A 19,193-nucleotide genomic window follows, 5' to 3' on the forward strand; every position below is an offset into this window, starting at 1 on the left:
GGGATTATAACCAATCAAAACAAAAAACGCAGCGGTTGGCTGCGTTTTAAAAGTCTTGTTAGGGTTTAGGTATCGGTGTGCGCCACTGTTTCCATTGTTCTTCACCTTGTGCGTGTAGGAAGAATGATTGGCCTTGTTTCGCTACCGGACGAAGCTGCTTATCTTGAGGCGTTGCGAACGTGATACCACCACGAACCAAGCTATCTACTGTTCCTGCCTTAATGTTGGCACCGCTAATGCCAATTGACACGTCAAGTCCTGAGGTATTCCAAAAAATACTGTTTTGACGCACCAAGTAGGCGTATTGAGGATGAATGGAAATCTCTGTGATCACTCGGTCAGCGAACTTTCCAAGTTCGACTCCAGTCACACTGCCCACTTCAATTTCTCGATAGAGTACAGGCGTCCCCTTGGCAATCGAGCCGCGTGTCTCGCTTTGAAGAGTGAACGTCACCCCTTTTACTGCTGGCTCTTGCGTGTGTAAGGCAAATTGAGTAGCTGCCTTACCTTTACCTGGGCTGACGCTAATGGTTTGACTGATCAAGTTTTCTAGATTACGTACTCCACTTAAGCTGACCTCCGCTTTGGCTAACCAAAAGTAAGATCCGCTGACCGCTATTTTGCTCGCATACTCGGGCAAAATACGCGCTTTGATATCCACTTTATTGCTATTGAATCGAGGCGTCACCAGTGTAACTTCACCGACTTTTACTCCGTTGTATTTGATGTCGGTTCCTTGAGTGAGCGAATTTTCTCCGCTAAGAGAGAGGGTAATAACCTGACCAAACTTACGTGCTGTTTTGAAATCTTTGTAGAGTACCCACTTGCCGTTTTGTTTGTTGTCTACTCCGGGTAATGAATCAAAGGCGATGCCACCTTGGATAAGAGATTTTAATGGTGCTGCTTTAACGCTCACGCCAGATAATCCCGCGTCGACCTCGATGCCAGAGCGGTTCCAGAAAACGGTTTGTTCAGTAACCAAGTGCTTGTATTGGTTCTCTATACTGGCAGAAATCACCACGCCACCATCGACAAGATGGAAGTCGGCAATTGAGCCCACTTGTAGGTTGCGATAGAGCAGAGGGCTTCCCTTGCTTACGGGAGGAAGTTCTGGAGCAAAGAGTGTTAACTTCGAAGAACCTGACAAGTTATATTTAGCCAACTCAGCTAATGATTTACTTTGATAAAGCTGATAGCTCTCTTTGGCTGAGTTTTCCCCTTCGCTGACAAAGCTAATCGAGCCTGTTAGTAGTTGCTTGGCGGGTGGAACATTGATGTTTAAGCCAGATTCAGTAAGCTCTGCGCTTGCACTGCCTGTTACAAAGAAGCGATTTTTAGATTTGATGAGGTGAGCGTATTCGGCATCCACTAAGGTGTCGATATGGATTTTGTCATCCACGAGCTTCACGCCAGCAACCGAGCCGACTGATATACCTTTATAGAGGATGTTCGCGCCTTTATCTAACCCGAATGAGTTGTCGGCAAGCAGCTTAACCTCGATTGAACGGGCTTGCTGGCGGTCAAAATCATTCTGACGAATTGCGGTGAAGTTTCTTGTGCGTTTGCCTTCACCGGGTACGATGGTCAGGAAGTTGCCTTTTACTAAGTTGGATAGATTTTTAACTTCAGAAAGTGACACGGTCGCTTCCTCTAGAATGAAACGCGACCCTGATGTCAGCATGTCGCTGAAAGCAGGTTGGATCGCCGCAAATGCAACGATGTTTTTCCGTTCATCTCTAAGCTGTAGGTCGGTGACTTGGCCGATTTCTATGCCGCGGTACATGATAGGGGCACCTGATGCACTGATGTTATTGTCATCCGGCAATTGGATCTTAACGGCGATACCGCGACCGGCCGTTTTTAAGTCTGGGTAGAGGCGAAATACCGTGTCATCTCCAATGGGCTCGCCCCCTTCAGGAGAGTCAACGGCAATAGCGCCGCCAATAAGTGCGCTCATGCTTTCCAATCGAACGTCGACACCGTCAAAACCAATTTTTGTGCCGATGCCACTGACATTCCAAAAACGGCTATCACCGGTGATAATGTGACGATACTCTTCTTTGATGGCGGCCTTGATAAGAACATTTTTTGCCTCGTCATCAAGTTGATAACTGTACACTTCACCGATAGGAATCTTCCGATACACAATCTTCGACCCTATGGAAACGCCACCCAAGTCTCGCGCGCGCAGTGTCACTGACAATCCTTGCTCTGCTAGCAAATCCGCAGGTGCTCTATCTAACGCACGGAAAACAGTCTCGGGATCGCCGGGCTCGTCACTCGGAGATATCGCGATATAGTTACCCGAAACTAGTGCATCTAGCCCTGAGATGCCAGAAAGGCTCGCGGTTGGTTTGACCATCCAAAAACGAGTGTTTTCGTTAAGCAGTTTGGTTGCTTCAGGGTAGATATCCGCTTCGACGTAGATGCTTTGAAGATCTTTCGCTAAGTTGATGTCTCTGACCATTCCCACTTCAAGGCCTTGATAGCGAATTGTGGTTCTTCCCGCAATCAAACCAGAGGCTTCCGAGAAGTAGATTTGAACCCGCTCGCCCGCATCTTGAATGGCCTTGAAAACCAACCATCCGGCTAAGATAACGGTGAGAATAGGCAACAACCATAAGGGGGAGATGCCGCGACTCTTCTTAACGTCGGGTGAATACGAATTTTGTGACGGGGAAGGGTTACTCATTTATCGATTCTCTATTGTTCGATGGTTGCTTATAGTTGTCCCAAATCAAGCGGGGATCGAGGCTTTCTGCTGCCAGCATAGTAAAAATGACCACCAAGCCAAACGCTACTGCGCCAAAGCCTGGGGTGAAATCAAGAATTTGTCCACGGTCTACGAGAGTCATCATGATGGAAATAACAAACAGGTCCATCATCGACCAACGACCAATCCATTTTACGACAAAATAGATGATCATCCGTTGCCTGTGGAAGATGCTTCGCTTGAACTTGATCGCGAGAAGGATGTAACTCAGGCCAAGAATCTTAGCCACAGGTACCGCAATGCTGGCAATAAAAATAATCGCGGCGATACCAGGCATTCCATTTTTAACCAGACCAGCAACACCAGAAAAAATGGTGTCCTCTAATCGTTTTCCGTTGGTCATCAAGATTGAAATCGGGATAAAGTTTGCTGGGAATATGGCGATAGAAGCAGCAAACAAATAGGCCCAAGTCTTTTGGATAGAGTTGGGTTTGCGATGATGGATCGGGTTATGGCAACGAATACAGTGCTCACCTTCTGGTTGAGAGAGGTGACAACTGTGACAGTGTAGCGTTTTGTTCTTCATCGGCAGCATACGCTCTGGCATATATTCTTCCCAGTAACGACGTACGCTAACTCGAGTCACTAGTAATACCGTTGCTACCTGAAGCAAAACCAATCCAATCAACCCAGGGCCAACAAATATGTCTGAATAATCTTGAAGTTTAAAACACGAAATAGCCACGCTGATAAGGAAAACATCAATCATCACCCAGGCTTTAAGGTGTTGAATTAAGGCTAGCGAATACTTGAGTGCACGGAAAGCTCGCTGTTGAACCGCGATATGAGCGACAACAACCGAGGTTGATAGAATCAGCGGGGCAATAGAACTGCAGAAAAAAATCAATAAAGCCAGCATGACAAACCCTTCCTGCATCAAGGTCCATACTCCATGAGGGAGCGTTGCAGGAATCATGACACCAAACAGGCGAATACTGATGAAGTTGAAAAAGTGTGAGGGTATAAAAAGCAGTAGACAAGTTACCGCGATCGCCAAATTGCCAGAAAGTGAAGGATTGCCCCCTCGGTACAATTGCGTTCCGCAGCGGGGACAGTATGCGTTTTTACCCTTTTCGAGGGCGAAAGTATCAACGGGTAACTCACACCCTTGGCAAAGGCGAAGTGACTTCACTTGAGTTTGGTGATATTGCGGTTTTATTCGAGGAGGGTGATTCATAACCACCCTCTATTATTAGTGGCGAGTTGAGTTTTAGGCGTGCGATTGTACGCTGCCATACAGGGTTTGATATAAGCCTTGTTGTTCAACCAACTCACCATGTGTACCCGTTTGTGTCACCTGACCATCTTCCAAAACATAAATGAGGTCAGCTTGTTTAACTGCTGAAAGTCGATGAGCGACAATCAACGTCGTGCGTCCTTGTAAGAACTCGGTCAATGCTTTATGCAAGGCCGCTTCTGTTGCAGTATCTAGCGCTGACGTGGCTTCATCGAGAATCACAAATTTTGGATCGCTCAATATCATCCGAGCAATTGCTAGTCGCTGCCGCTGCCCGCCAGATAAACGAATGCCACTTCGTCCTATCTGTGTCTCTAACCCATCACTGAGCTGTTCAATGACATCGTGGAGCTGTGCCACTTCCAACGCATGCCATAACTTCAAGTCATCGTAATGTGCGCCGAGCGTTAGATTATGCCTTAAAGTGTCATTAAAGAGTATAGGTTGTTGTAAAACCACAGCAATCTGATCGCGGATTACCTCAAAACTGATATCTTCAACCGTTTCATCATTGAAGCGAATGGTTCCAGAGTTGGCACGATATACTCCAATGAGTAATTGAATTAAGGTTGATTTTCCGCCTCCGCTCGCTCCGACTAAAGCTACTTTTTTACCCGCTGGAATGTGCAAGCTCAGATTTCTTAACACTTCATTTTCTTCGTTGTATGAAAAGCAAATGTTCTCGAGTTTGATATCTACATCGGACTCTTTGTTAAATGGATTTACTTTACTTACAGGGCGGTGCTCTTCCTCAAGCTCAAGCAATTGATTGATTCGGCCAAGCGCTGCTTTTGCACTGTACCATGAGAATTGGATGCCGAGCAGCTCCTGAACCGGACTTAACATAAACCAAAGATAACCAAATACAGCGAAGATTTGCCCGATCGTGAGGTCACTAAATAGAACCATTAACATGGCAACGGCGCGGAACAATTCAAATCCGAGCAAGAACAACAAAAAAGATACTCTTCCTGCTGCCTCAGATTGCCACGCGTATTTATCTGCATCAATACGGATAGCATTAGCCTGTTGCTTTAGTTCATCAAGAAACTCGCGCTCTCTGTTGGCGGCCCTAAGCTGATAGATACCATCCAATGTTTCGACGAGTCGATTTTGAAAGTGTTCAAACGACTGGTTTTCTTTCTTTTTTAGGTGCTTAACTTTGCTCCCTAACTTGCGAGAAAAATAGATAACAATGGGGTTGACCAGCAAAATGAACAGACCTAGGCGCCAATCTAACCACAACAGCACGCCAGCGGTACCGATAACAGTGAACAGGCTGATTAAGAACTTGCTCAGTGTAGAGCCTATGAATTGATCAATTGTCTCGACGTCAGTGACGAGATGAGCATTGATGCCGCCACTACCGCGGGTTTCATATTGACGAATGCTTATGCGACCGAGCTTATCGATCATCTTACTTCGCATTTGAAAAGTGATGGTTTTTGACACCAAAGTAAATTGGCGACTTTGCAGGATGTTCAACGCTTGGCTCGCGCTTCGCATTACAATCACTAACGCAAGAGTTAGGAAAATATAGCCTGTTGGCGTTTGCCATGAAGACGGCAGCACCGAGTTCATGACTGCAACGCCATTTGCAGGTTGATTGAGAAGGACCTCATCAACCATCAGTGGCATTAAAAGTGGGATCGGGACACTGATTAACGTCGCTATGATGGCGATGATGTTGGCAAACACGAGTTTAGACTTGTGTAATTTTACTTGTCTTATCAACCAAGAACGGCTAATAGTGTTGTTACTAGGATTCATTATAATGAGAATGCTTACTATTTAATGGTTTATGGAATTGTACGTAAATTCATTAACGAAGTCTCTAAATTCAAACGGAACAGCAGTCACTATGACATTAGAACAGTATCAACGTTTAACCAAACAAGCCGTCGCACTACTTGAAGGCGAGCAAGACCTGATTGCTAACTTAGCCAACTTGAGCGCCTTGCTTAACATGGAACTCGACAACATCAACTGGGTCGGATTCTATTTGGTGAAAGAAGGAGAGTTGGTGCTCGGTCCTTTTCAAGGGAACCCTGCATGTGTCCGAATCCCAGTAGGGCGCGGGGTGTGCGGGACATCAGTCTCAACGAACAGTGTTCAGCGTGTCTATGATGTTCATCAATTTGAAGGGCACATTGCGTGTGATGCGGCAAGTAACTCTGAAATCGTGATTCCATTTTCGATCTCGGGTGAGGTTGCTGGCGTATTAGATATCGATAGCCCTGTGGTTGGTCGTTTTAGTGAGATCGACGAAGAAGGACTGACGTTTTTAATGGCAGAAGTAGAAAAGCTGCTCAATTCACACGCTATCAAGGCATAAATTGGCTTTTCACTGTGGTTTTTCCCATGCAGGTCACTATAATACCTGAAATATTTATCTTAATGCTCGCGGACAGTCCGCAATAACCAGGAACCCACATGGAAAACACTGAAAAGTTAAAAAACAGCAAAGAAATCATTGCATACATTGCTGAATGTTTCCCTAAGTGCTTTACTTTAGAAGGTGAAGCAAAGCCACTTAAAATTGGTATTTTTCAAGATCTTGCGGAACGTCTAAGTGACGATCCAAAAGTGAGTAAAACACAACTTCGTGCAGCGTTAAGACAGTACACTTCATCATGGCGTTACCTACACGGTGTAAAACCTGGTGCAGTACGTGTTGATTTAGATGGTAACCCAGCGGGTGAACTTGAAGAAGAACACGTAGAACATGCAAAAACAGCATTAGCTGAAAGTAAAGCGAAAGTTCAAGCTCGTCGTAAAGAGCAAGCTCAAAAAGCGCGCGAAGAGGGTAAGGCGAAAGCTAAGCCGGCTGCGAAGAAGCCTCAAAGCCGTCGCCCACAACAAAACAAGCCGCAAAAAGCCAAGAAGCCAGTGGAAACACGCGCTCTGACTGCTGACGAAGTGAAAGTTGGCAACTCAGTGAACGTGAACATGGGCAAAGGAAATATGGCTGCGACTATCGTTGAAATCAATAAGGAAGATGTGCGTGTTCAACTGTCTAACGGCCTACAAATGGTTGTGAAAGCGGAGCACCTACGCGCATAAAGGAGAGTCTCCTACGCATGAAATGCCGTTCAAAACTGTCGCTGATTGCTGCTAGCTTATGGCTAGCAGCGTCTTCAGCCCAAGCTCTAGAAGCAAAGATTGGTCTAGAAGATTTACCCACATTAGCACCGGAAGCTCAGCACGCCACAGCAAGTAAGCGTGTGACCTCTCGCTTTACTCGTTCCCATTACAAACACTTCACGTTGAATGATCAGTTCTCAAAAGCGATTTTTGACCGCTATATCGGGATGCTTGATTACAATCGTAATGTGTTCACTCAATCTGACATTGACCAACTAGATAAATTGGCCCTGGGCATTGATGATCAGTTGAAGTCGGGTGAAAACCAGATTGCCTTTGATGCGTACAATCTATCCATGAAACGTCGTTATGAACGCTTCCAGTATGCTTTGTCTTTGTTGGACAAAGAGATGACGTTCGATACCGACGAGACTATCGAGCTTGATCGCAGTGAATCTGCTTGGCCGAAAGACACCGCTGAGCTAAACGAGTTGTGGCGCAAACGTGTTAAGTATGACGCGCTCAACTTGAAGATGACGGGTAAAGACTGGAATGAGATAAAAGATGTTCTCGGCAAGCGTTACAACAATGCGCTTAAACGTCTTAGTCAAACTCACAACGAAGATGCGTTTCAACTTTACATGAACGCGTTTGCTCGTGAAGTCGATCCTCATACAAGTTACCTTTCTCCTCGAAGCGCCGACCAATTCCAAACTGAAATGAACCTGTCTCTTGAGGGCATTGGAGCTGTTTTGCAAATGACAGATGATTACACGGTCATTCGCTCGTTAGTTGCTGGTGGACCTGCTGCTAACAGCAAGCAACTTGCCGAAGGTGACAGGATTATCGGTGTCGGACAAGATGGTGAAGAAGTCGTTGATGTGATTGGCTGGCGTCTAGATGATGTCGTGCAACTGATCAAAGGCCCGAAAGGCACCAAAGTTAACTTACAAATTCTACCAGAAGGTAAGGATAGCAAAGCGGAAGTGATCACCATCGTACGAGATAAGATTCGACTTGAAGATCGTGCAGTGAAAGCGGAAGTTATCGAACAAGATGGCAAGAAAATTGGGGTGCTTGAAGTTCCAAGTTTCTACGTTGGTCTTGCAAAAGATACGGACAAGCTGATTAGTGAACTCAAACAGAAAGGTGTTGCCGGTATTGTTGTTGATTTGCGTAACAATGGCGGTGGTGCGTTAACGGAAGCGACGGCGTTGTCCGGGCTGTTTATTACCAGTGGCCCAGTGGTACAGGTTAGAGACAGCTACGGTAGAGTGAATGTTAATAGCGATACCGACGGTAAGATTAGCTACGAAGGACCGTTGACGGTTTTGGTGAATCGTTACAGTGCATCAGCCTCTGAAATTTTTGCTGCGGCGTTGCAAGATTACGGACGTGCAATAGTGTTGGGTGAGAACTCTTTTGGTAAGGGGACTGTTCAACAGCATCGCTCGTTAAATCATATCTATGATTTGTTCGACAAAGAGCTGGGCTATGTGCAATACACAATCCAAAAGTTTTATCGAATAGACGGCGGTAGTACACAAAATCGAGGCGTTGCACCGGATATTGCTTTTCCAACGGCAGTCGATCCTAGTGAAACAGGCGAGAGCGTAGAAGATAATGCGTTGCCTTGGGATAGTATCGACAAGGCAAAATATGATGTGTTACGCCGTAACGAAAAGCTTATCAGTGAGTTAAGTGCTAAGCACCAAGCAAGAATTGCGGAAGACTTGGAGTTTCGTTTCATTGCCGAGGACATTGAAAAGTACAAGGCAGAGAAAGATGACAACACGCTCTCTTTGAATGAAAAAGTTCGTAAAGCCGAAGCAGATAAAGCTGACGCTGATCGTCTAGCACGAATTAACCAACGTCAGAAAGCAAAAGGTGAAGCAGAATTCAAATCTTTGGACGATATCCCTAAAGATTATGAAGCGCCAGACGCTTACTTGAATGAAGCTGTCGCGATTACGGTAGACATGATTAAATCGTAGTTTCAACAGCTTAGAAAGGCGAGCCCACGTGGCTCGCTTTTTTTATGTCAATAATTAATGTGATTTAGATCAATTTTTTAGCCAAATAGAACGAATCTGCCTAAGCTTAAAGAAAAAGAGTGAGGGTATGTTATGAAATGGTTTGGACTTTTTTGCTTGCTTTTTAGCCTAACTGCGTCTGCAAATCAAAACAAAGACAATGCGGATCTTACCCAATTTGATCAGCCGTTTTTATTAGGGGACTGGTACTTAATCAATCCTAACCCAGAAAACTCTCAAGAAAACTTTCTAGCGATTAAGCTTTCACTCAACTCGAACTATAGTTTTGTTATTGATATACAGAAAAAAGACTACTCGGTAGATCACTGGGAAGGGCTATACAACGCTAACGATGACACCATCATTCTTGGTCTCAATACATCTGAGCCTCAAGTGTACCAGTATTCAGCCAATCACAATCTGCTTAACCTAAATGGTGTGACCTTTACCAAAGCGCTGTCTAATTCTCTTGCCGGTATGTGGTCTAGTGAGCATCTTGCTGGTGATGATTTGCTTGCTAGTGACGTTCGAAGAATGGATTTGGTCCTTCAGCCCGATTTTGTTTTTACTTTCCGCGTGGCTAACGAAGATGGTGATGAGGCTGTTCATCAAGGTGTCTACTATACGGAAGGGGATCAACTGGTTCTTTTGTATGAAGATGGTGAGCACGACACACGTTACACACTCAATCGAGACGTCCTAACGTTAGAAGGTGAAGAAGGTGGTATGTACGCGGTGCTTAATAGAATACGGTGATCACCAAGGATATGACAGTCATTTTATATGACGAACGACGCTTTTGTAGCCATATAGTTTGATTTATGTTTGAACAATAGGCAAAAAACGAGGTATTTGTAGAGAATACCTCGTTTTTTTGCACATAGAGTTGTAAGCTAACTGCCACTTTGCGGATGAGAATCTTTTATCGTTCGCCCCACTCATAGAATGTGAGTGTCTTCATTAGTATCAGTCAGAAGGATTTCGACATGGCTCAGACTCCACAAGCCAAGTATCGTAAAGATTATTTATCACCGTCACACACCATTACTGATTTGGATTTGACGTTTGATTTGCATGACAAAGAAACGATCGTTACCGCCGTTTCAAAAGTAAAACAACTCAGAGACGAGGCATCACTGCGCCTTGATGGTGAAAGCCTCAAACTGGTGAGTGTCTCTGTAAATGGCACTGCTTGGGAAGATTATCAAGAAGTGGAAGGCGCGCTGGTGCTTAACGCACTTCCTGCAGAATTCGAACTCACCATTGTCACTGAAATTGATCCGGAAGCGAACACTGCGTTAGAAGGTTTGTACAAGTCGGGCGGTGCATTTTGTACGCAATGTGAAGCTGAAGGCTTCCGTCGCATTACCTACTATCTAGACCGCCCAGATGTGTTGGCCAAGTACACCACCAAGGTCATCGCAGAAAAAGCCCAATACCCATACTTGTTGAGCAACGGTAACCGTATTGCAGAAGGGAATCTTGAAGGCGGCCGCCACTGGGTTCAATGGCAAGATCCGCACCCAAAACCAGCCTACTTGTTTGCACTTGTAGCGGGTGACTTTGATGTTCTGCACGGCCAATATGTGACGCAATCTGGTCGCAATGTTGAGCTAGAAATCTTCGTTGACAAAGGCAACCTTGATCGCGCGCCACATGCGATGACCTCGCTCATCAATTCCATGAAGTGGGATGAGGAGCGCTTTGGCTTAGAGTACGACCTAGACATCTACATGATTGTGGCGGTTGATTTCTTCAATATGGGCGCAATGGAGAACAAAGGTCTAAACATCTTCAACTCTAAATATGTTTTAGCCAATGAGAAAACAGCGACAGACACAGACTACCTAGGTATCGAAGCGGTTATTGGTCACGAATACTTCCACAACTGGACGGGCAACCGAGTTACATGTCGAGATTGGTTCCAGCTGAGCTTAAAAGAAGGCTTAACCGTCTTCCGCGATCAGGAGTTCTCCTCTGATTTAGGTTCTCGTGCAGTAAACCGAATCAACAATGTCCGAATCATTCGTGGCCCTCAGTTTGCCGAAGATGCAAGTCCGATGTCTCATCCGATTCGCCCTGAAAAAGTGATCGAGATGAATAACTTCTACACCCTAACCGTTTATGAAAAGGGCAGTGAAGTTATTCGCATGATGCACACTTTACTAGGTGAAGAAGGTTTCCAAGCGGGCATGAAGCTCTACTTTGAGCGTCATGACGGTACTGCTGCAACCTGTGAAGACTTTGTTGCGGCAATGGAAGATGCTTCCGGCGTGGACTTGAAACAGTTCCGCTTGTGGTACAGCCAATCTGGTACACCAACCGTGTCTGTGGAAAGCACTTACGATGCAGAACAGAAGACTTATGCACTAACAATCTCTCAATCAACAGAGCCGACACACGAGCAAAAAGAGAAGCAAGCGTTACACATTCCTTTCGATGTGGAACTGTATGCCGCGAATGGTGATGTTATTGAGTTACGCCGTAACGGTGAAAAAGTTCATAACGTCCTAGACGTAACAGAAGACAAGCAGACGTTTGTGTTTGAAAACGTAAATGAAGAGCCGATTCCGTCATTGCTAAGAGAGTTCTCAGCGCCCGTTATTCTAGAATACGATTACAGTGATGAAGAGCTGATCTTTTTGATGGTTCACGCGCGCAATGAGTTTGCACGCTGGGATGCAGGGCAGATGCTGCTTGCGAAATACATTCGTAGTAATGTGACGGCTGTGCAAAATGGTGAGGAAGTCGTCTTGCCTGAATCACTGATCGATGCGTTCCGAGGTGTTCTGCTTTCTGATTCTCTTGAACCTGCCTTCATTGCGGAAATGATGTCAGTTCCGAGTCACAACGAAGTGTCTGGTTGGTACAAAACCGTAGACGTTGATGCGGTTGCGAGCGTTCTTAAAGCAATTAAGGTGAAACTGGCGACAGAACTTGAAGACGAGTTGACAGCGTTGTACCACAGTTTGAATCAAGCTGAGTACACAGTGGATCACCCTGCTATTGGCAAGCGCTCGTTGCGTAATACAGCGTTAGCGTATTTGGCGTACACAGAGCAAGGTAATCAATTGGCAGAAAAACAGTACTTCGAAGCCAATAATATGACCGATACTGTGGCGGCGATGTCAGCGGCAAACAGCGCACAACTCCCTTGTCGTGAAACCTTGATGGCTGATTACAGCGATAAATGGAAGCACGATGGTCTGGTTATGGATAAGTGGTTTGCGCTACAAGGCTGTAATCCGGCAGAGAACGTGTTGGAAGTGATTAAAGAGACAATGAATCATGAAGCATTCAGTCTTAAGAATCCAAACCGTACTCGTAGCTTGATCGGCTCGTTCCTAAACATGAACCCAGTACGTTTCCATGCGAAAACGGGCGAAGGGTACAAGTTTGCAGGTGAGATCCTCAAAGAGATGAACAGCAGTAACCCGCAAGTCGCCTCTCGATTGATTGATCCGTTGCTGAAGTTCCGTAAATACGATGAAGAGCGTCAAGCCTTGATAAAAGCTGAGCTTGAAGCGCTTAAATCAATGGACAACTTGGCAAAAGACCTGTTCGAAAAAGTAACGAAAGCGCTCGAAGCTTAATCGAATGGTTAAAACAGTAGCACAATTATGTGCTACTGTTTATTTATACAGTATTTTTCGGTTGGTACCAAAAGTGTTACTTTATTGACCATGAACTACTATTACTTCTCCTTAAACATCTCATATCAAACTTTCCTTGCTCACTACAATGGTGCTGCAAGCAGTGTTTTAGTCGTTACTGACAACGGGTTACGTCTACAATTACCTGCAACCAAGTTCAGACCATTTCTTAGTCAAATTGGTGTAAAAGGGCGGTTTCGTTTAACAACTGACCAAAATAATAAGTTTCTCAAGTTAGAAGTTCTGTGAGCGACTGATTTCTTAGAAGTTTAAATAGAACCTCAATCACATTCTCAAACATTTCACCTCTTACCACTCCTAAAAGAATTAACTATTTATCAATAAAGCTTTTACAATAAAGCGGCATTACCCGTGTTAAGCACTATGCTTACAACATCCCTACAAAAACATACAATTCTATAATAGTGGAGTGTGATTATGACCGCGCGTGAAACATTGATGCCGGTTCTGCTTGAAAAAGTGTACCAACTGATTCAAGACAAACTCGAGCTTGCTCATCAACCTTTAGTCACTCAACTTGCTCAACATTTATTTAGCAATATCTCTCAGGACGACTTAGTCGAACGCAACGAATCCGATCTTTACGGTGCAGTGGTAAGCCTTTGGCATCACATCAGCGAAAAGAAAGCCGATGACGTTTCTGTCCGAGTCTTCAACCCAACTGTTAGTCGTCAAGGCTGGCAATCCACACACACTATTGTTGAAATCGTCGTACAAGACAGCCCGTTCTTGGTCGATTCGATTAAGATGGCATTGAGTCGTTTGGATCTTGCATCACACCTGATGCTGCATGGTCCTACGCAAGTTGCTCGCAATGCCAAAGGTGAGATTACCGGTATCAACGAAGGTGAAGGGGCGCTGCAGTCACTTTTCCATATCGAAGTTGACCGCTTAAGTGACAAAGGCGCAATGGCTTCTTTGAAGGAAGAGTTGCTGAGTATTCTGAAAGACACCGGCCTTGTTGTTCAGGATTGGTTACTGATGGTTGAAAAACTTGAAGAAGTCACCAATCAAGTCGAAGCTCAGCAAGATACAGTCACCGTTGAGCGCGATCGTTACGATGAAACGATAAACTTCCTGCGTTGGTTAGGAAGACACAACTTTACCTTTATGGGATACAAGGAATACGATCTTGTTTCCGTCGATGGTGATACGGAGTTGCGTCCAACGCCAGACAAAGGCTTGGGTCTTTTTGCGAATCGTGACCGTGTTCGAAGCGTTAAACTGTCAGACTTCCCTGATTCGGCAAGACTTGAAGCGAAAAAACCATTTTTACTGATCCTCACCAAAGGCAATACGCCTTCGCGGATCCACAGACCAGCATACACCGATTACATCGGCATTAAGAAATTCGATAAGAATGGCAAAGTGATCGGCGAACACCGCTTCACAGGTCTTTACACTTCAGCGGTTTACAACCAAAGCGTAGAGAGCATTCCTCTAATACGTGAAAAAGTCGAACGTATCCTAGAAGCGAGTCGATACCGTGAAGGGTCATACTCCTATAAAGCGCTGCACAACATTCTAGAAAACTACCCACGTGATGAGCTGCTTCAGGCAAAAGAAGAAGAGTTGCTTGAAGTGGGTATGGGTGTGGTTCAAATGCAGGATCGTGATTTACTGCGTTTGTTCGTGCGTAAAGACCCGTTTGGCCGTTTCTTCAGCTGCATGGTTTATGTGACAAAAGATCGTTACAACACCGAGCTTCGCCGTCAGACGCAACGAATTCTTAAACAGTATTTCGGTTGTGATAAAGAGGTTGAGTTCACTACCTATTTCTCCGAAAGCCCACTTGCCCGTACACACTACATTGTTCGTGTGGACAACAACAACTCAGATATTAATGTCAAAACGATTGAGCAAAACTTAATGGAAGCATCTTCGACTTGGGATGATCGTTTGTCAGATGCGATCGTTGCGAACTTTGGTGAGAGCAAAGGCTTACCTTTATCAAAAGATTACAACCGCGCGTTCCCACGTTCATACAAAGAAGATGTTATGCCTGGCTCGGCGGTGGCTGATATCGAGCGATTAGAAGCACTTAGCGATGACAACAAGCTGGGAATGCTGTTCTACCGTCCGCAAGAGCTTGGTTCCGACTCTAAAGCAGTACGCCTGAAACTGTACCACCGCGATGAACCTATCCACCTTTCCGACGTCATGCCGATGCTTGAAAACCTAGGATTGCGAGTGATCGGAGAGTCTCCTTATGAAGTGCGTAAGGCGAATGGCCAAGTTTATTGGATCCTTGATTTCTCAATGCTGCATAAGAGCGAGAAAACCGTCGACTTGCGTGAAGCGAGAGATCGTTTTCAACAAGCCTTTGCTGCGATTTGGGCTGGCGATCTAGAAAGCGATGGTTTCAACCGTTTGGTTCTTGGTGCTTCGTTGACCGGTCGCGAGATTTCCATTTTACGTGCTTACGCGCGTTATATGCGTCAAGTCGGTTTCCCATTCAGTCAACAGTACATTGAAGATACGCTCAGCCATTATCCTGATTTGGCGAAAGCTCTGGTTGATCTATTCGCTAAACGTTTTGATCCTAAGTTCAAAGGAAGTCAAAAAGGACAGGCGGATCTTGTTAAGAAGATTACTGAGCAACTTGATCACGTCGAAAGTCTCGATGACGACCGTATTATTCGTCGTTATGTAGAAATGATCTCGGCAACGCTGCGTACCAACTACTATCAACTTGACGCAGACAAACAACCTAAGCCTTGGTTATCACTCAAGATGAAACCAAGTGAAATCCCAGAAATCCCGCAGCCCGTTCCGGCGTTTGAGATTTTTGTCTACGCACCTGATATTGAAGGTGTCCATCTACGTGGTGGTAAAGTAGCACGTGGTGGTCTGCGCTGGTCAGACCGTCAAGAGGATTTCCGTACAGAAATTCTTGGTCTTGTGAAAGCGCAACAAGTTAAAAACACCGTAATCGTACCAGTTGGTGCGAAAGGTGGCTTTGTTTGTAAACGTCAGCACAATTTTAGTGGCCGCGATGAAATCTTTGCTGAAGGCCAGCGTTGCTACAAACGCTTTATCCGTGCGTTGCTGGATGTCTCTGATAACATCATTGAAGGCGAAGTTATCCCTCCGAAGAGCGTGGTTCGTCATGATGAAGATGACCCGTATTTGGTTGTAGCGGCAGATAAAGGCACTGCAACGTTCTCAGACTTGGCTAACTCAGTATCTGAGGAGTACAACTTCTGGCTAGGTGATGCGTTTGCATCAGGCGGCTCTAACGGTTATGACCACAAAGCGATGGGGATTACTGCGAAGGGCGGTTGGGAGTCGGTGAAACGCCACTTCCGTGAGATGGGCGTCGATTGTCAAACAACCGATTTTACTGCGATTGGTGTTGGTGATATGGCTGGAGACGTGTTTGGTAACGGTATGCTTCTATCTAAGCATATTCGTTTGCAAGCGGCGTTTAACCACATGCATATCTTTATTGATCCAAACCCAGACTCGGCTACAGGATGGGAAGAGCGCAATCGCCTATTCAACTTGCCGCGTTCAAGCTGGGAAGACTACAATGCCGAGCTTATCTCTAAAGGTGGTGGCATTTTCTCTCGCCGTGCGAAGTCAATCACACTGACTCCTGAGATTCAAAAAATGCTGGGCACCAAAAAAGCATCTCTAGCACCAAACGAACTCATCAAGATGATCCTAAAAATGGAAGTTGATCTTCTATGGAATGGCGGGATCGGTACTTATGTTAAAGCTTCATCGGAAACACACACAGATGTCGGCGACCGAGCAAACGATGTGTTACGTATTGACGGACGTGAACTGCGTGCCAAAGTCGTCGGCGAAGGCGGTAACTTAGGTATGACCCAGCTTGGCCGCGTTGAATACGCGCTAACAGGTGGTCGCGTCAACACGGACTTTGTCGACAACGTTGGTGGTGTGGATTGTTCGGATAACGAAGTAAATATCAAAATCTTCCTAAATGGTTTGGTTGCAAATGGTGACCTTACGGTTAAGCAACGCAACCAAATCCTAGAATCGATGGAAGATGAGGTAGGAGAGATCGTACTGGATGATGCCTACTGTCAATCAGAGTCTATTTCTGTGACAGAGCAGCAGGGCACTTCGCTGGTTAAAGAACAAATCCGTTTCATCCATACGATGGAAAAATCAGGTCATCTTGATCGCGCTCTTGAGTACATCCCAGACGATGAGACCTTGATTGAACGTGAGAAACAAGGCCAAGCATTGACGCGTCCTGAGCTATCTGTGCTTGTTGCCTACGGAAAGATGGTTCTTAAAGAAGAGCTTGTTCATGATGACATTGCCAATGATGCATTCCATGCACAGCAATTAGTACAATACTTCCCAACTGAGTTACGCCGTAACTATTCTACACAAATGGACAATCATCCACTACGTGCAGAAATAATTGCAACGGCACTTGCGAACCAAATGGTTAACGAGATGGGTTGTAATTTCGTGACCCGTTTGCAAGAAGAGACTGGTGCTCATGTTGTGGATATCGCAAATGCGTATGTTGCTGCGAGAGAGATATTCGGCTTAGGCAAAGTCTTTGAAGAGGTACGCTCGCTAGACAACCAAGCAACAACTGAAGCTCAGTACGACATGATGTTCTATGTTCGCCGTACGTTACGTCGTTTATCTCGTTGGTTATTGCGTAACCGCAATGGCCGTCAATGCGTTAAAGCCTTGATTGACCTTTACCAGTCTGACGTTGAAGTGATCAAGTTAAACCTTGATGACATGTTGGTACCGTCAGAAGTGGAAGAACACAACGAGATGGCGAAAGCGTGGATCGAGCAGGGTATTACGCCTGAATTGGCGAGTTATGTGTCTCGCTTATCTAGCCTATACTCAGCACTGGATATATCTACAGTATCTCGTGAGAAAGGTAAATCGGTCGAGCAAAGTGCTAAGTTGTACTACAACCTAGGCGATCGATTGTCGCTACATTGGTTCTTGAAGCAAATCAATACTCAGGCTGTTGACAACCATTGGCAGGCACTCGCTCGAGCAGCGTTCCGTGAAGATCTTGATTGGCAGCAGCGTCAATTGACTGGACAAGTGTTGAGTTGTAGCTGTGCGCCTGAAGAGCTTGATGTTATGCAAGCGCTAGAGGATTGGATTTCAACGAACGAAACATCTCTTCATCGTTGGGAGAATATCTTGAACGAATTCAAGATTGGTTCAGTTCATGAGTTTGCCAAGTTCTCTGTGGCTCTGCGAGAACTGATGCTGCTAAATCTGAATTGTTCAGCAAATGAGTAAACGTTTGCCATAATAGATTGAATTGTTCGGTAAAACCATTAATAATACAGCCCCGTTTACACGGGGCTTTTTTCTTTCGGAGGCACAATGCTTTACCGTCTAGCCAGAGCTGGCTTTTTCCAACTTGATGCCGAAAAGGCACATGATCTTGCAATTCAGAACTTCAAACGTTTCACCGGCACTCCAGTCGATCTTCTTTACCGTCAACAACTCCCACATCGCCCAGTCGAATGCATGGGTCTGACATTCCGAAATCCAGTTGGCCTTGCGGCTGGCCTGGATAAAAATGGTGAGTGTATCGAAGCGTTCGATGCAATGGGTTTTGGCTTTGTTGAAGTGGGGACTGTTACACCTCGTCCACAATCCGGAAACGACAAACCACGTTTGTTCCGTCTTGTTGAAGCGGAAGGTATCATCAACCGTATGGGCTTTAACAACCTAGGTGTTGATAACCTTGTCGAGAATGTTAAGAACTCCAAATATTCTTGCGTGCTGGGGATCAATATCGGTAAGAACAAAGACACTCCGATTGAAAAGGGTGCTGAAGATTACCTTATCTGTATGGAAAAGGTATACGAGTACGCTGGCTACATCGCGGTAAACATTTCTTCTCCAAATACACCAGGGCTTCGCTCTCTTCAATATGGTGAAGCGCTGGATGATCTTCTATCTGAGCTAAAAGCGAAACAAGCTGAATTGGCAGAGAAGCACGGCAAGTATGTACCGCTTGCTCTGAAGATCGCTCCGGATCTAAGTGACGATGAGATCAAACAGATCTGTGAATCGTTACTTAAAAACAAGATTGATGGCGTTATCGCAACCAACACGACGCTAGACAGAACCGTAGTAGAAGGCATGAAGCACGCAAACGAGGCTGGTGGTTTAAGCGGTCGTCCGGTGCAATCGCGCAGTACTGAAGTGGTTCGTCGTTTGCACGAAGAGCTTGGTGACCAGATCCCAGTAATCGGGGTAGGTGGTGTTGACTCTTATGTTGCCGCGAAAGAGAAACTGATGGCAGGAGCAAAACTTGTTCAGGTTTACTCTGGCTTCATTTACCACGGCCCGGGTCTTGTAAAAGATATTGTCAAAAACCTGTAGCTTTACGCCTAACATATTGATTGGCGTGACATTGT

Annotated in this window: 11 protein-coding genes; 8 read left to right on the forward strand and 3 right to left on the reverse strand. The window is 45.4% G+C overall.

Translation table 11 applies throughout. From position 1 onward, the window contains the following. Positions 1-58: 58 nt before the first annotated feature. Genes ACUALS_RS06940 through ACUALS_RS06950 form a run of 3 tightly spaced genes read right to left on the reverse strand, consistent with a single transcriptional unit; the run spans position 59 to position 5,780 of the window. Positions 59-2,692: a PqiB family protein gene (locus ACUALS_RS06940; protein WP_334474720.1), complete on the reverse strand. Its 2,634-nt coding sequence runs from the start codon at positions 2,690-2,692 to the stop codon at positions 59-61. After that, the gene (locus ACUALS_RS06945) at positions 2,685-3,950 is read right to left on the reverse strand and encodes a PqiA/YebS family transporter subunit (protein WP_454449191.1); all 1,266 of its coding nucleotides are present in this window, start codon (positions 3,948-3,950) and stop codon (positions 2,685-2,687) included. Before ACUALS_RS06945 ends, ACUALS_RS06940 begins: the two co-directional genes overlap by 8 nt. Before the next feature lie 33 nt (positions 3,951-3,983). Next, a complete protein-coding gene (locus ACUALS_RS06950; RefSeq protein ID WP_454449192.1) occupies positions 3,984-5,780 on the reverse strand; it encodes an ABC transporter ATP-binding protein in 1,797 nt (598 codons plus the stop codon). Positions 5,781-5,871: 91 nt separating this feature from the next. Between ACUALS_RS06950 and ACUALS_RS06955 the strand changes: the two genes are divergently transcribed. The 8 genes from ACUALS_RS06955 (at position 5,872) to pyrD (ending at position 19,158) form a co-directional block, all read left to right on the forward strand. After that, positions 5,872-6,345 carry a GAF domain-containing protein gene (locus ACUALS_RS06955; protein ID WP_454449193.1) on the forward strand — a complete coding sequence of 158 codons (474 nt, stop codon included), beginning with the start codon at positions 5,872-5,874 and terminating at the stop codon, positions 6,343-6,345. A gap of 98 nt (positions 6,346-6,443) precedes the next feature. Next, a complete protein-coding gene (gene proQ, locus ACUALS_RS06960; RefSeq protein ID WP_454449194.1) occupies positions 6,444-7,073 on the forward strand; it encodes an RNA chaperone ProQ in 630 nt (209 codons plus the stop codon). A gap of 17 nt (positions 7,074-7,090) precedes the next feature. Continuing rightward, a complete protein-coding gene (gene prc, locus ACUALS_RS06965; RefSeq protein WP_454449195.1) occupies positions 7,091-9,088 on the forward strand; it encodes a carboxy terminal-processing peptidase in 1,998 nt (665 codons plus the stop codon). A gap of 132 nt (positions 9,089-9,220) precedes the next feature. Next, entirely contained in the window at positions 9,221-9,883 is a 663-nt protein-coding gene (locus ACUALS_RS06970) for a hypothetical protein (RefSeq protein ID WP_038141466.1), read from the forward strand. A gap of 230 nt (positions 9,884-10,113) precedes the next feature. After that, a complete protein-coding gene (gene pepN, locus ACUALS_RS06975; protein ID WP_454449196.1) occupies positions 10,114-12,720 on the forward strand; it encodes an aminopeptidase N in 2,607 nt (868 codons plus the stop codon). 90 nt (positions 12,721-12,810) lie between these two features. Continuing rightward, positions 12,811-13,029 carry a DUF2835 domain-containing protein gene (locus ACUALS_RS06980; protein ID WP_038141471.1) on the forward strand — a complete coding sequence of 73 codons (219 nt, stop codon included), beginning with the start codon at positions 12,811-12,813 and terminating at the stop codon, positions 13,027-13,029. A gap of 189 nt (positions 13,030-13,218) precedes the next feature. Next, positions 13,219-18,060: an NAD-glutamate dehydrogenase gene (locus ACUALS_RS06985; protein ID WP_454449197.1), complete on the forward strand. Its 4,842-nt coding sequence runs from the start codon at positions 13,219-13,221 to the stop codon at positions 18,058-18,060. 87 nt (positions 18,061-18,147) lie between these two features. Then, entirely contained in the window at positions 18,148-19,158 is a 1,011-nt protein-coding gene (pyrD, locus tag ACUALS_RS06990) for a quinone-dependent dihydroorotate dehydrogenase (RefSeq protein ID WP_038186851.1), read from the forward strand. Positions 19,159-19,193: the final 35 nt, after the last annotated feature.

This window comes from Vibrio sp. NH-7 (genome assembly GCF_053643215.1).